Here is a 12571-nt window from a genome sequence, read left to right as displayed (position 1 = left end):
TTACGAATTACAAATTACAAATTACGAATTACAAATTACAAATTACGAATTACAAATTACAAATTACGAATTACAAATTACAAATTACGAATTACAAATTACAAATTACAAATTACGAATTACAAATTACAAATTACAAATTACGAATTACGAATTACGAATTACAAAAATGAAGTATAATTTTGATGAATTCGTTGACAGGAGTCATACGGATACGGTAAAAAGTGGAAGGTTGAAACAGTTGTTCGGCCGTGAGGATCTGATCCCATTATGGGTGGCCGATATGGATTTTCTTTGTCCCCCTGCTGTTACCGAAGCATTAAAAGAACGGGTCGAACATGGATTATTCGGCTATACCATGCCTTCGCAGGCTTATTACGATTCTATTCTCGGATGGCTCAAAAGAAGGCATCAGTGGAAGGTGAAGCAAGAGTATTTGACGTATGTTCCAGGTGTCGTGAAAGCGTTTGCTTTTGCAATGGATGTCTTCACCCAAAAGGGGGACGGCGTGATCATACAGCCGCCCGTCTATCACCCATTCCGTTTGGTTACTCAGGCGCTTGGACGGAAAGTCATCCATAATCCGCTTTTATTGCAAGACGGTCGCTACCGCATCGATTTTGACGGACTGGAACGTCTTCTAAAGACGACGGATTGTAAAATGCTCCTGTTTTGCAATCCTCATAATCCCGGGGGAAGAGTTTGGTCTCCCGACGAATTGAAAAAGTTAGCCGCTCTTTGCCATGCTTACCGGGTGCTGGTTGTTTCCGATGAAATTCATGGAGATATGGCTTTTCCCGGATATCGGCATACGCCGTTTGCAACGGTTAGTCCGGAAGCGGAACAAAACAGCATTACGCTGATGGCGCCGAGCAAGACATTTAATATTGCCGGCATTGTCAGTTCGTTTGCCGTGGTGCCGAATCCGAAAATCCGCCAATTGTATTTCGATTATTTGGAAGCACGGGAATTGAACGATGGAACGGTATTTGCTTACACCGCCACCCGTGCGGCTTATGAACAAGGCGATGAATGGTTGAAGGAAATGATGCAATATGTGGAACAAAACGTGTCGCTGGTCGATGGCTTCTTTAAAGAACATATTCCACAGATAAAAGTGATGATTCCCCAGGCTTCCTTTTTGGTGTGGCTCGATTGCCGTGAATTGGGACTTACTCAGAAAGAGTTGGTGGACTTGTTTGTGAATAAGGCCCGGCTGGCTTTGAACGACGGTACGATGTTCGGACGCGAAGGCGAGGGATTCATGCGCATGAATGTCGGTACGCCCCGCTCCGTTATCGAAACAGCTCTTAATAATCTAAAAAAAGCCTGCAAGGCGTAAAACCTACCGGGCTTTTTATTGTTACAATAACATATTTACCCATGTGGGTGAACTAAAATAATTTATATACAAATTGAATATGAAAGTTGAGTCTAACAAATATGTAACTCTTGCATACAACTTACATGTGGGAGAAGGCGACGAACGTGAATTAATGGAACAGGCAACGGTCGATAGTCCGTTGGAGTTTATTTTCGGTACAAACTCCATGCTGGAAGCTTTTGAACAAAAGGTAGAGGGTCTTTCGAAAGGAGACACGTTTTCTTTTTTACTGACGCCCGATGAAGCTTATGGCGATTATGAAGAAGAAAAAATTGTGGAATTGCCGATCGATATTTTTCAGGTTGAAGGAAAAATAGATCATGAAATGCTTTTCGAAGGCAACACGCTTCCCATGATGGATTCGTACGGCAACCGGTTGAACGGTTCGGTTGTGTCGGTGAATGATACGATGGTGACAATGGATTTTAATCATCCGTTGGCCGGTGAGATTCTCCATTTCGACGGTTCGGTTTTGGGTGTCAGGGATGCGTCGGCCGAAGAATTAACCGCCTTGTTTACGACTGCGGGTTGCGGTTGTGGTTCGGATGACTGCGATGATTCGGAGGGGTGCGATTGCGGTTCGCATGATCATTCTCATCATCATCACGGAAATGGCGAAGGCGGTTGCGGATGCGGATGCTAATTGCGAATTACAAATTACAAATTACGAATTACAAATTACAAATTACGAATTACGAATTACGAATTACGAATTACGAATTGCTAATTGCTAATTACCGACTACTGAAATGAATACATTCGGAAATATTTTTAGATTGACGTCCTTCGGCGAATCGCATGGTAAAGCTATCGGGGGAGTTATTGACGGATGTCCGGCAGGGCTTGAGGTCGATATGGATTTTATTCAACAGGAGTTGGATAGAAGACGTCCCGGACAATCACGCGTTACTACGCCTCGTAAAGAGGCGGATACGGTCGTGTTCCTTTCCGGGTTGTTTGAGGGGAAGACCACCGGCGTGCCTATCGGTTTTATGGTGGAGAATACCAATCAGCATTCGTCGGATTACGAGAATCTGAAAGATGTTTTCCGTCCGTCGCATGCCGACTTTACCTATTATACGAAATATGGTATACGCGATTATCGCGGCGGCGGACGATCGTCTGCCCGCGAAACGATTGCCCGTGTGGTAGCCGGAGCGATTGCCAAACTGTATCTGAAGCAGATCGGTATCTCTGTTACGGCTTATACGTCCCAAATAGGATCTGTCGCTTTGGAAAGAGATTACACGCAATACGATTTTAATGAAATAGAAAACAATATCGTGCGTTGTCCCGATCCGCAAAAAGCGGAAGAAATGATCCGGCTGATTGAAGAGGTGAAATCGCAAGGCGATACCATCGGCGGTGTCATAACCGGCGTTATCCAAGGAACGCCTGCCGGATTGGGAGAGCCCGTGTTCGGGAAGCTGCATGCCGCATTGGGCGCCGCGATGTTGGGGATTAACGCCGTGAAAGGCTTTGAGTACGGAAGCGGCTTCGATGTCGATCACCGTGGATCGGAAGTCAACGATTCTTTTGTGAAGGAAGACGGGAAAATGAGCACCCTGACGAATCATTCGGGTGGCATTCAAGCCGGCATCTCCAATGGGCAGGATATTTATTTCCGGGTGGCATTCAAACCGGTGTCGACGATCTTGCGCGAACAAAAGACGGCGGATATCCAAGGAGACACGATTCTTTTTAAAGCGCGCGGACGGCATGACCCGTGTGTGTTGCCCCGGGCGGTGCCGATTGTCGAAGCGATGGCCGCCATGACTCTTCTCGATTATTACCTGCTTGCCAAAAGCCACTGACGCCTTCCGTCTCCCTTCTCCCTTTGTCTCCGGGTTTCTTTGTCCCCCGGTCTCTTTGTCTCCCAGTCTCCCAGTCTCCCAGTCTCCTTGTCTCCTTGTCTCCTTGTCCCTAAGTGTCCCCTTGTCGTCCCTATTCCAAGTACGTGTAACCATATAATCCCGAGCGATAATTCGAGAGAAATTCTTTTCCCTCTTCTACCGAGATCTTGTTTTGTTTAACCGAGCTCATGACCCATGTCTCTACGGTGCGAACCAGTTTTTTCGCATTGTACTGCGCATAGTCGAGCACATCGGCAACCGTTTCGCCGTCGATGATTTGTTCGATTTTGTAACCGGATTCATTCGTGGCCACATGTACCACATTCGTATCCCCGAAAAGATTATGGAGGTCGCCTAAAATCTCCTGATAAGCTCCTACTAAAAACACCCCGATATAATACGATTGGTCTTTCTTTAATGCATGCACCGGCATGTAAGACTTGTACGAACCGTTTGCCGAAATATAATTGGCTATTTTCCCGTCCGAGTCACAGGTTACATCCTGTAAGGTAGCCGTCCTGTCGGGCTTTTCATCCAGGCGATGAATCGGCATGATGGGAAATACCTGGTCGATGGCCCACGAGTCGGGGAGCGACTGGAACAGGGAGAAGTTGCAGAAATATTTATCGGGTAACAGCGATGACAGTTGCCGTAATTCTTCCGGAGCATGCTTGCTGCGGTTGATGACATAGTTTATTTCCCGGACGATCGAGAAATAGAGTTGTTCCACTTGCGCGCGGATTTTCAAATTCAACAACCCGAGGCTAAACAAATCGAGCGATTCTTCGCGAATTTGTTGGGCATCGTGCCATGCTTCCAGCATGTGCGTGGGCGAAAGCGAATCCCATATTTCATACAGTTCCTTCACCAACTCATGATCGTCTTCGTGAATTTCCGCATTTTCGTCCCATTCGGGCAGCGTTGCGGTTTCAAGCACCTCGAATACCAGTACCGAATGATGTGCGGTAAGCGCCCGTCCCGATTCGGTAATAATATTCGGATGCGGAATGTTGTTCTTGTTGGCGGCGTCTACAAAAGAAAACACCGAGTCGTTTACGTATTCTTGTATGGAATAATTGGTACTGTTCTCGCTATGCGGTGACCGGGAGCCGTCATAATCCACGCCCAGTCCCCCGCCGATGTCTACAAATTCGATGTTGTAACCTAATAAACGGAGTTGGACATAAAATTGCGACGCTTCGCGAAGGGCCGTCTTGATGCGCCTTATTTTGGTGATTTGGCTTCCTATGTGAAAGTGAATTAAGTGCAAACAATCACTCATGTTTTCTTGTTTGAGTACGTCCAAGGCTTGCAGCAACTCGCTCGAATTGAGTCCGAACTTGCTTCCGTCGCCTCCCGATTCTTCCCACTTTCCGCTTCCCGAGCTTGCCAGTTTAATGCGGATGCCGATATTAGGCTTCACCTTCAGGCGTTTGGCGATGGCGATGGTCAGGTTTAATTCATTCAATTTTTCGATGACGATGAATACCGGTTTTCCCATCTTTTGGGCCAATAGCGCCAGCTCGATATAGCTTTCGTCTTTATATCCGTTGCAGATAATCATGGAGTCGGTGTTCGTATTGATGGCCAGCACCGCATGCAACTCCGGTTTGGAACCGGCTTCGAGGCCGATATTGAATCGTTTGCCATGGGCGACGATTTCTTCCACCACTTGACGCATTTGATTCACTTTGATGGGATAAATAATATAGTTTTGCGCTTCGTAACTATATTCTTTTGAAGCGATATCGAAGCAGGTCGATATTTTTTCGATCCGGTTATCCAGGATTTCCGGAAAACGAATTAATACCGGAGCTTCCACATCCCGCAGGTATAATTCCTTCATCAGATTATCCAGGTCCACGGCTGAACCGTTTTCTTTACGAGGAGTAACTTGCACATTCCCTTTTTCGTTGATCGAAAAATAACCGTTACCCCAACCGTTGATATTGTACAATTCTTCCGAATCTTCAATACGCCATTTTCTCATTTCTATATGATCCCTTTTTTTAATCGTTATAATATCCGGCAAAAATACAAATAATTTCGGCATAACCATGCAATATAATGGTATTTAGTCGGAATTGATTCATAAATAATCTTTTATTCCGGTCTATATCTATTTGGGATAGATCGATGTCATTTGTACAACCATTTGTATCTATCGAAGAAGTGCCGATATTCATTGCGGTACTGTCTATGTCGATTGTTTAAAGGTTAAAGTCAATTGCGCTAATGTTTATATTAATTGTGAGAATATCAAAGTCGTTTGCATTGTTGCAAAATCAATCGTTTTACCTACAAAATCGATTTCTATGCTGTAAAAGCACGTTATTCTACTGCAAAAGTATCCTGCATTACCGTCAAGGATGATTTCTTAATGGTAACCGTTCTTTTTTGTATGTTTAGAAGCGATTGTTATATCGTCAATACGCCTTTCTCTACTGTTGAAATGGATTTCATGCTTGTCATATTCGATTTCATTCCCATCGATGCCTTTCGCTCAACTGTTAAAATCAATTGTGCTATTGCAGGTGTCCGTTTCGTCAATGTCGATAGAGAAAAATGAGGCATCAATGAGCCCTGACGAACTTCAAAATGCATAAAATCTCAAAAAAAATCAAAATTGTATAGTATTCAATATCATATTATTGTAGCAATTCTTGTTCTTGTTACTTAAAATGTAAAATAATATACGCAATATGTTGGTAGTTAAATATGATTAAATTTGAATAATGGGAAGAATAAAGCTGTATTTTTGTTACAAGTTAATTTTAAAACTCAAAGAAAATGGATAAAAAAACATTGAATTTCTTTGGGATGACTTACACCACCGATGATCTGCTGCAAGCCAATCTCACCCGGTTTGAACCCTATCCCCAATTGAATAAGGATGCGGTATTGTTAAGCACCACCCTCGACACAACCGGCGGGGTGATGAAAGAAGTACAGAAAGATATCTCAGGCGCTACCGACGATAAATCGAATGCCATGATGGCGGCGATTCTCAAGGCGGTCTCGATCGCCTGATGCTGGTCTTCAAGGCGCATCTTTCTATGACGATTACCGCAACGCGCGCATCATCATCGACCGCACCGGACATGAAGAGAAAGAGGGAGATAAGGGGACAAAGGGATGAGGAAACAAAGTGATAAATATCAACTAAAAAAACAAAGAATATATGAAAACAAAAAAACTACTTTTAGTAATGTCGTTTCTGTTTATAATAACAGGAATGGGAGGATGTGATGATAAGTCAGATGATTTAGTTTGGAAAATTTCGCCCGAAAGCGGACAGACCGTTATTCAAAACGAAGTTGACGGGATCATTTTTAAATTTTGTCTACTAAACGAAGCCGGAAATCCGGCTACGGTATTTAAGGAAGGCGAGAATTTCACTTTTTATTTTTCTGTTACGAATAATCGTAATAAAAAGCTTTTTTTTGCTCCAGACTTCGCCTATTCTAATGAAAATGGATTCTGTGATGTTTATACTTCTGATGGGCAAAACATAGGAATGCCGTATAAGTTTTTACGAGCACTAATGATTGGAAGCGGTGCATATCCTTTTGAATCAGGAGAATCCAAAGTGTTTCAGGTGCAATGGACTGACAATAGGGATGCACCTTGGAATTGGGAAAAAGGGACCTATGAGAGTTCTCATCAAGCTCCATTGATCAAAGGACATTATTACACTGAATTTAAACATCAATTTTGGTTTGATGGAACATCTGATAACTCAGATATTATTACCGATATATTAAATTTTAAGATTAATTTTAAAATCGAATAAAATGAGAAAACAAATATTCATTCTGATATTTTTCATGGGGTTCTTTTGTGTTGGGTATGGGCAGGTGGAGACCAAATTATTTCCCGCTAAAAATGCCTTGCAGCAAACCACGCATATCAGGAATCATCCAAGAACAACGAAAATAAGGAAAATGCCGTCATTCAACAGTCAAAAAATGTTGGATGAAGACACGCAAAATGAAGGGTTGGATGTTCCTTTCCGTTTCGGCAAAGGATTCGATATGAATATAACCTTGACAGACGGAGAATGGACAGACGAGGAAAATGGTCGGCTTTGGTCGATGGCGTTTCAATCGGAAGGGGCTTATTCCATCAATTTTGTATTCAATGACTTTTATTTGCCTGATAGCGCTGAGTTATATATTGTCAATTCGGAGGGAACAATGCTCTATGGGCCTGTTACCTCAAAGCAGAATACAAAGAATGGTTATTTTTTGACCGATCTTGTGCAAGGAGACAAAGTTGCTGTTTATTTGTTTGAACCCGCAAGCGAAAAAGGACAGTCTCGTTTATCTATCAAAAGAGTTGTTCATGCCTATAAGAATTTGTCTTCAACAATGGCTTATGGCAATTTAGGCGGATCGGGAGCTTGTAATAATAATATTGCCTGTTTCCCGGCTTGGAATTTGGAGTCGGATGCGGTTACTATGGAACGGATCACAACTGCTACGCTCCTATAAAACGGCGGAATCGCACTTGCAGATTCCGCTTGACGGACTGCCTGCCGGTATCTACATCGTCCGTGTCATCAAAGATGGAAAGGCTTATTCGCAAAAATTGATTAAGAAATGATCCGACAAGAAAACGGAAGATTAATAAACAAAACAGAAAGTAAATATAAAGTATAACAACTCATTAAAACTCAAAGAAAATGGATAAAAGAACATTGAATTTCTTTGGGATGACTTACACCACCGATGATCTGATGCAAGCCAATCTCACCCGGTTTGAACCCTATCCCCAATTGAATAAGGATGCGGTATTGTTGCACACTACCCTCGGCACGACCGGCGGGGTGATGAAAGAAGTACAGATCGATATCTCGGGCGCTACCGACGATAAGACGAATGCCATGATGGCGGCGATTCTCAAGGCGGTCTCGATCGCCCGCCGGGCCAGCGTGTATCCTTTACTGGCCAATAACCGCCAACTCTTCGAGCAACTCGACGTTCAGAAAACCGAATTGACGCATTTGACCCAAACGGCCCTGACCGAGCGGCTCAATGGTATTTATGACAGCGTGGTTTCCATTCAGGCAAATATTGCCGACATGGGTGTAACGCCGGAAGAGGTAGCTGAATTACCGCCCTTGATTGCTGCTTTCTCCAAACAGAAAGCTGTTCCCCGCACGCTCACGGCGCAACACAAGACGCTTAACCAATCGAGCCTTCCCGCACTGAAGAAAGAGCTTCGCACCATCCTCGACCGTCTCGACCGCCTGATGCTGGTTTTTCAAGGCACATCTTTCTATGAAGATTACCGCAACGCGCGCATCATCATCGACCGCACCGGGCATGACAAGGAGCACAAGGCGACAGAGGGATAGGGAGACAAGGCGACAATTATCAACTAAAAAAATAAGAATTTATGAAAATCAAAAAATTACTTTTAGTAATGTCGTTTCTGTTTATAATAACAGGAATGGGAGGATGTGATGACGAAGAAAAAGAATATTCCGATTATGTTGAAGGTTATATTGTAGGTTCTTTCATTTGTAATAAGACAAATAAGAAAACCGGTTCGGCAATAGATAAGACTAAAAGAGGTTATTGTATTTTATTGAATGGAAGTAAAAATACGGCAGCACATTGGCCAATGGATTTCTATACATTTGAATTTCCCGATGGAGAATTTAGCTTTCCAAATGAATTTCTATCTCCTGATATAGACGGAAATAATTGTGGTCCCGTTTTCTTCCCGGAGGAATCAAAACACGTATATAAAATCAAGTTTAGTTATAAGATATTGAATGAATTGGAACAGATTCAATTTGTCTGTGGTTCTTGTGTGGCAATGGATCAATCATTTCCTTGGAGTGATTATAAAGAGATATCATTAAAAAACATCACAAAACTACAATAGAATGAAATCATATAGTTTTATATATATAATAGTAACAGGAATCTTGCTGTTATTTACTTTTTTAAATGATAATGAGGAGACATACTATTATGCTTTTGATAAAAAAGTTGCTCTATTTCCTAAGCCGAATACCATATTGGTAAAGTATGTTGAAGGAGTCAAAGAATCCAGAGTTGATACTTCAATAAAAACTCTATCGACTGATTTCAGTATTAAGTGGCATGATTCATTAACAAAACAGAAAGTAAATATAAAGTATAACAACTCATTAAAACTCAAAGAAAATGGATAAAAGAACATTGAATTTCTTTGGGATGACTTACACCACCGATGATCTGATGCAAGCCAATCTCACCCGGTTTGAACCCTATCCCCAATTGAATAAGGATGCGGTATTGTTGCACACTACCCTCGGCACGACCGGCGGGGTGATGAAAGAAGTCCAGATCGATATCTCGGGCGCTACCGACGATAAGACGAATGCCATGATGGCGGCGATTCTCAAGGCGGTCTCGATCGCCCGCCGGGCCAGCGTGTATCCTTTACTGGCCAATAACCGCCAACTCTTCGAGCAACTCGACGTTCAGAAAACCGAATTGACGCATTTGACCCAAACGGCCCTGACCGAGCGGCTCAACGGTATTTATGACAGCGTGGTTTCTATTCAGGCAAATATTGCCGACATGGGTGTAACGCCGGAAGAGGTAGCTGAATTACCGCCCTTGATTGCTGCTTTCTCCAAACAGAAAGCTGTTCCCCGCACGCTCACGGCGCAACACAAGACGCTTAACCAATCGAGCCTTCCCGCACTGAAGAAGGAGCTTCGCACCATCCTCGACCGTCTCGACCGCCTGATGCTGGTTTTTCAAAGCACATCTTTCTATGAAGATTACCGCAACGCGCGCATCATCATCGACCGCACCGGACATAAACCGGACGAGGGACACAAGGGGACAAAATAGACAAAGTGACAAGGAAATATGCCTCCACATTTTACCTCGTTTTTTCTTCTATCTCCCGAATCAGTAAAGGAAAAGCAGGGTAAGCCATATCATGCCCATAGCCTTGCAACTCCAGTAAACGTGTTTGCGTATGTCCCGCAATCTTCATCATGCGGGCGAGATATGCATTCTCCTCGTAACGTCCCAACAGTTCCAATTCCCGGTCGCCGGTAATCAACAGCAAAGGCGGCGCGTCGGGGCGGACATGAAACAGCGGGGCATATTCGTCTACCACGGGTTGGATATCCGGAATGCCCCGCTCCTTACGGATCGTAAAATGCGTAATGGTTTGCGCACTGAAAGGGACTAATGCGGCGATACGGTCGGCATCGATATGATGAGCGGCGAGCCATCGCTTATCCAGTCCGATCATGCACGTAAGATATCCTCCCGCCGAATGGCCGGAGACAATGATCTTCGATGGATTTCCCCCGTATTGTTTGATATGTTCAAATACCCATGCTACAGCCGCGGCGGCATCTTCGATATACGCCGGCGCTTTGGCTTGAGGGGCCAGGCGATAGTTGACGCCTACTACACAAAATCCTTTTTCTTTAAGTGCGGAAGGAATTTCTTTCGCGCCTCCCGTTAATCCTCCGCCGTGGAACCAAACGACCGTGGCAAAGTCGCCTTTGTTCTCAGGATAATAGATATCCAGAAGGCATCGTTCGTGCAGATAACCGTTTTCAGGTTGAAAGTCGTTGTCGTAATAAGGAATATCCGTCATGGTTTTATACCGTATTTCTTGAGAAAAAATCATTCCGGATAGGAGAAGTATCGATAGCACAAAAAATATTCTTTTCATAAGTTTGTAAAGTGAATGAATAATGTCGTTTGATAAAATTGCCCGGCGATAACCTTACAATGCGATAATGAATCCGTTTATAATTAATACATTGATAAAGTCGATAAAGATGGATCCGACAAGAGGAACGATAAAAAATGCCAGGCGCGAATATCCGAACTTGTCGCAGATAGAGTCCAGATTAGCCATTGCGTTGGCGGTGGAACCCATTCCGAAACCGACCATTCCTGCGCTGACGACTGCGGCGTCATAGTTGCGGCCCATCACCCTGAAGCAGACATAGCGCGCAAAGACAAACATCAATATGACCTGAGCCAACAGTAAAATGATCAGAGAGAACGCCAACTCGCTTAAATCCCACAGTTGAAGCGTCATGATGGCGATCGAAATAAACACATTCAGGCTGATATCGCCCAGCAATTGAATTTCGGGATTGAGGGCGAAATGCTTGTCCTTCGTGTCGAAAATATTGCGCAGGATGGTAGCGGCGAGCATCGGTCCCAGATATATGGGAAAACGGATATTATCGATGAGATGCGCCATCCACGTGTTCAGTAAATCAGTCAGAAACACGCCTACTCCCATTGCGATAAGGATAAGGAACATGGCTTTTGTGACGCGTTCTCCGTCTATCGGGCGTTTGTGAGTTTGTTGGGCATCGATGTCCTGTTCTTCTTCGTCTTCTATCCGGGTTTTCACTAAATCTTTTTTGATAATAAGATTGTTGCCGAGCGGAGCGCCCATAACGGATCCCATTAACAGGCCGAAAGTAGCCGAAGCGATCGCGACGGTCTTTGCTCCCGCGATTCCGGCTTCTTCCACCATGGGAGCCACGGCTGCCGACGTACCTAACCCTCCGGTTAATGCGGTGGAACCTGTCATTAAAGCCAGCAGAGGATTTACATCAACCGCTCCTGCGAGCAGCACGGCCACAAAGTTTTGAAGGAAACAAAAAACAACGGCCAATCCAAGGAATAAAAACAGTTTCGATCCGCCGTTTTTTAATAGTTTAAGGCTGACATTGAATCCTATCGACGTAAAGAATAGCACCATAAAGAATTCTTGCAATATGATGTCGAAATCGAAGTGCAGAATATCCGCCTGATGAAGGAATAAACTGATGAATGCAAACAATAACCCGCCGATGACCGGAGACGGAATGGCATATTGGCGGAAAAAACCGATTTTGGATTTGAGATATTTTCCCAGCAATAGTAATAGGACGCCGATGCCGACTGTTTCGTATAGGTTGAGCGAAATGGTCATCATGAGTTTGTTTCTTTAAAATTCATCCGGTTCGGTACGTACGGCACTTACGGTGACTTCCCGAAAAAGCGTGTCGAAATGCGAAAGGAGCATTTCGACGAATTTAGTATGAAACATTGTATACAGTTTGGTGGAGATATGTTTCCGGTCTTTTCGTTTAATCAAGCCGAAGCGCAATTCCTTCTCTTCAACCCATATCTGAGGTTTGAACCACGCTTCGTTTTTCCAGAGCAGTGAAGCGTAAGTGAGGCGTCCGTCGGCTGTGGAAGCCCACTTATCTACTTTTTTACTTTGGATACCTTCGTAAATTTCATCGAGCAGCGTATCCGGAGTATCGGTTTTTATAATGATTGCCATAATAATTGAT

At 43.8% G+C, this 12571-nt stretch carries 16 protein-coding genes; 12 read left to right on the top strand and 4 right to left on the bottom strand.

From position 1 onward, the window contains the following. Positions 1 to 169: 169 nt before the first annotated feature. From ABNK31_RS09560 to aroC, 3 genes are all read left to right on the top strand, one after another. Complete coding sequence (locus ABNK31_RS09560) at positions 170 to 1342, top strand: MalY/PatB family protein (RefSeq protein ID WP_418892304.1); 1173 nt, start codon at positions 170 to 172, stop codon at positions 1340 to 1342. A 79-nt stretch (positions 1343 to 1421) separates the two neighbouring features. Continuing rightward, a complete protein-coding gene (locus ABNK31_RS09555; RefSeq protein WP_418892303.1) occupies positions 1422 to 2027 on the top strand; it encodes an FKBP-type peptidyl-prolyl cis-trans isomerase in 606 nt (201 codons plus the stop codon). 106 nt (positions 2028 to 2133) lie between these two features. Further along, positions 2134 to 3198 carry a chorismate synthase gene (gene aroC, locus ABNK31_RS09550; RefSeq protein ID WP_418892302.1) on the top strand — a complete coding sequence of 355 codons (1065 nt, stop codon included), beginning with the start codon at positions 2134 to 2136 and terminating at the stop codon, positions 3196 to 3198. Positions 3199 to 3328: 130 nt separating this feature from the next. On the opposite strand, the gene speA is transcribed toward aroC, so the two are convergent. Beyond that, positions 3329 to 5227 (bottom strand): biosynthetic arginine decarboxylase, encoded by a 1899-nt coding sequence (gene speA / locus ABNK31_RS09545; protein WP_418892301.1) that lies wholly within the window; start codon positions 5225 to 5227, stop codon positions 3329 to 3331. Between the two features lie 279 nt (positions 5228 to 5506). Here speA and ABNK31_RS09540 point away from each other — a divergent pair, with 279 nt between their 5' ends. The 9 genes from ABNK31_RS09540 (at position 5507) to ABNK31_RS09500 (ending at position 10094) form a co-directional block, all read left to right on the top strand. Then, the gene (locus ABNK31_RS09540; protein ID WP_418892300.1) at positions 5507 to 5806 is read left to right on the top strand and encodes a hypothetical protein; all 300 of its coding nucleotides are present in this window, start codon (positions 5507 to 5509) and stop codon (positions 5804 to 5806) included. 221 nt (positions 5807 to 6027) lie between these two features. Then, the gene (locus ABNK31_RS09535; RefSeq protein WP_418892299.1) at positions 6028 to 6267 is read left to right on the top strand and encodes a hypothetical protein; all 240 of its coding nucleotides are present in this window, start codon (positions 6028 to 6030) and stop codon (positions 6265 to 6267) included. A 151-nt stretch (positions 6268 to 6418) separates the two neighbouring features. Next, positions 6419 to 7030 (top strand): hypothetical protein, encoded by a 612-nt coding sequence (locus ABNK31_RS09530; RefSeq protein WP_418892298.1) that lies wholly within the window; start codon positions 6419 to 6421, stop codon positions 7028 to 7030. A gap of 1 nt (position 7031) precedes the next feature. Beyond that, positions 7032 to 7730, top strand: coding sequence for a hypothetical protein (locus tag ABNK31_RS09525; RefSeq protein ID WP_418892297.1), 699 nt, complete (start codon positions 7032 to 7034; stop codon positions 7728 to 7730). Beyond that, positions 7687 to 7842, top strand: a complete 156-nt coding sequence (locus tag ABNK31_RS09520) for a T9SS type A sorting domain-containing protein (protein WP_418892296.1) — start codon at positions 7687 to 7689, stop codon at positions 7840 to 7842. Before ABNK31_RS09525 ends, ABNK31_RS09520 begins: the two co-directional genes overlap by 44 nt. A 79-nt stretch (positions 7843 to 7921) precedes the next feature. Further along, positions 7922 to 8596: a hypothetical protein gene (locus tag ABNK31_RS09515; protein ID WP_418892295.1), complete on the top strand. Its 675-nt coding sequence runs from the start codon at positions 7922 to 7924 to the stop codon at positions 8594 to 8596. A 41-nt stretch (positions 8597 to 8637) separates the two neighbouring features. After that, complete coding sequence (locus tag ABNK31_RS09510) at positions 8638 to 9132, top strand: hypothetical protein (protein ID WP_418892294.1); 495 nt, start codon at positions 8638 to 8640, stop codon at positions 9130 to 9132. 1 nt (position 9133) lies between these two features. Then, positions 9134 to 9424, top strand: coding sequence for a hypothetical protein (locus ABNK31_RS09505; RefSeq protein ID WP_418892293.1), 291 nt, complete (start codon positions 9134 to 9136; stop codon positions 9422 to 9424). Further along, positions 9417 to 10094, top strand: coding sequence for a hypothetical protein (locus ABNK31_RS09500; RefSeq protein ID WP_418892292.1), 678 nt, complete (start codon positions 9417 to 9419; stop codon positions 10092 to 10094). Before ABNK31_RS09505 ends, ABNK31_RS09500 begins: the two co-directional genes overlap by 8 nt. Positions 10095 to 10125: 31 nt before the next feature. Here ABNK31_RS09500 and ABNK31_RS09495 read toward each other — a convergent pair whose 3' ends face one another. From ABNK31_RS09495 to ABNK31_RS09485, 3 genes are read right to left on the bottom strand one after another with little or no spacing between them, the layout of a single operon-like run. Then, positions 10126 to 10938 carry an alpha/beta hydrolase gene (locus ABNK31_RS09495; protein ID WP_418892291.1) on the bottom strand — a complete coding sequence of 271 codons (813 nt, stop codon included), beginning with the start codon at positions 10936 to 10938 and terminating at the stop codon, positions 10126 to 10128. Between the two features lie 54 nt (positions 10939 to 10992). Then, positions 10993 to 12207 carry a sodium/glutamate symporter gene (gltS, locus tag ABNK31_RS09490; RefSeq protein ID WP_418892290.1) on the bottom strand — a complete coding sequence of 405 codons (1215 nt, stop codon included), beginning with the start codon at positions 12205 to 12207 and terminating at the stop codon, positions 10993 to 10995. Between the two features lie 12 nt (positions 12208 to 12219). After that, positions 12220 to 12561, bottom strand: coding sequence for a hypothetical protein (locus ABNK31_RS09485; RefSeq protein WP_418892289.1), 342 nt, complete (start codon positions 12559 to 12561; stop codon positions 12220 to 12222). Positions 12562 to 12571: the final 10 nt, after the last annotated feature.

Origin of the sequence: Limibacterium fermenti (genome assembly GCF_041902845.1) — a bacterium.
In the GTDB taxonomy this organism is placed as follows: Bacteria; Bacteroidota; Bacteroidia; order Bacteroidales; family Dysgonomonadaceae; genus Limibacterium; species Limibacterium fermenti.
Note: the sequence above shows the minus strand (reverse complement) of the source record. Positions and strands in the feature narration are given on the sequence as shown.

Coding starts and splice junctions, on each gene's coding strand:
- ABNK31_RS09560 (WP_418892304.1), top strand. CDS start 170: ATGAAGTATAATTTTGATGAATTCGTTGACAGGAGTCATACGGATACG.
- ABNK31_RS09555 (WP_418892303.1), top strand. CDS start 1,422: ATGAAAGTTGAGTCTAACAAATATGTAACTCTTGCATACAACTTACAT.
- aroC (WP_418892302.1), top strand. CDS start 2,134: ATGAATACATTCGGAAATATTTTTAGATTGACGTCCTTCGGCGAATCG.
- speA (WP_418892301.1), bottom strand. CDS start 5,227: ATGAGAAAATGGCGTATTGAAGATTCGGAAGAATTGTACAATATCAAC.
- ABNK31_RS09535 (WP_418892299.1), top strand. CDS start 6,028: ATGGATAAAAAAACATTGAATTTCTTTGGGATGACTTACACCACCGAT.
- ABNK31_RS09530 (WP_418892298.1), top strand. CDS start 6,419: ATGAAAACAAAAAAACTACTTTTAGTAATGTCGTTTCTGTTTATAATA.
- ABNK31_RS09525 (WP_418892297.1), top strand. CDS start 7,032: ATGAGAAAACAAATATTCATTCTGATATTTTTCATGGGGTTCTTTTGT.
- ABNK31_RS09520 (WP_418892296.1), top strand. CDS start 7,687: ATGCGGTTACTATGGAACGGATCACAACTGCTACGCTCCTATAAAACG.
- ABNK31_RS09515 (WP_418892295.1), top strand. CDS start 7,922: ATGGATAAAAGAACATTGAATTTCTTTGGGATGACTTACACCACCGAT.
- ABNK31_RS09510 (WP_418892294.1), top strand. CDS start 8,638: ATGAAAATCAAAAAATTACTTTTAGTAATGTCGTTTCTGTTTATAATA.
- ABNK31_RS09505 (WP_418892293.1), top strand. CDS start 9,134: ATGAAATCATATAGTTTTATATATATAATAGTAACAGGAATCTTGCTG.
- ABNK31_RS09500 (WP_418892292.1), top strand. CDS start 9,417: ATGGATAAAAGAACATTGAATTTCTTTGGGATGACTTACACCACCGAT.
- ABNK31_RS09495 (WP_418892291.1), bottom strand. CDS start 10,938: ATGAAAAGAATATTTTTTGTGCTATCGATACTTCTCCTATCCGGAATG.
- gltS (WP_418892290.1), bottom strand. CDS start 12,207: ATGATGACCATTTCGCTCAACCTATACGAAACAGTCGGCATCGGCGTC.
- ABNK31_RS09485 (WP_418892289.1), bottom strand. CDS start 12,561: ATGGCAATCATTATAAAAACCGATACTCCGGATACGCTGCTCGATGAA.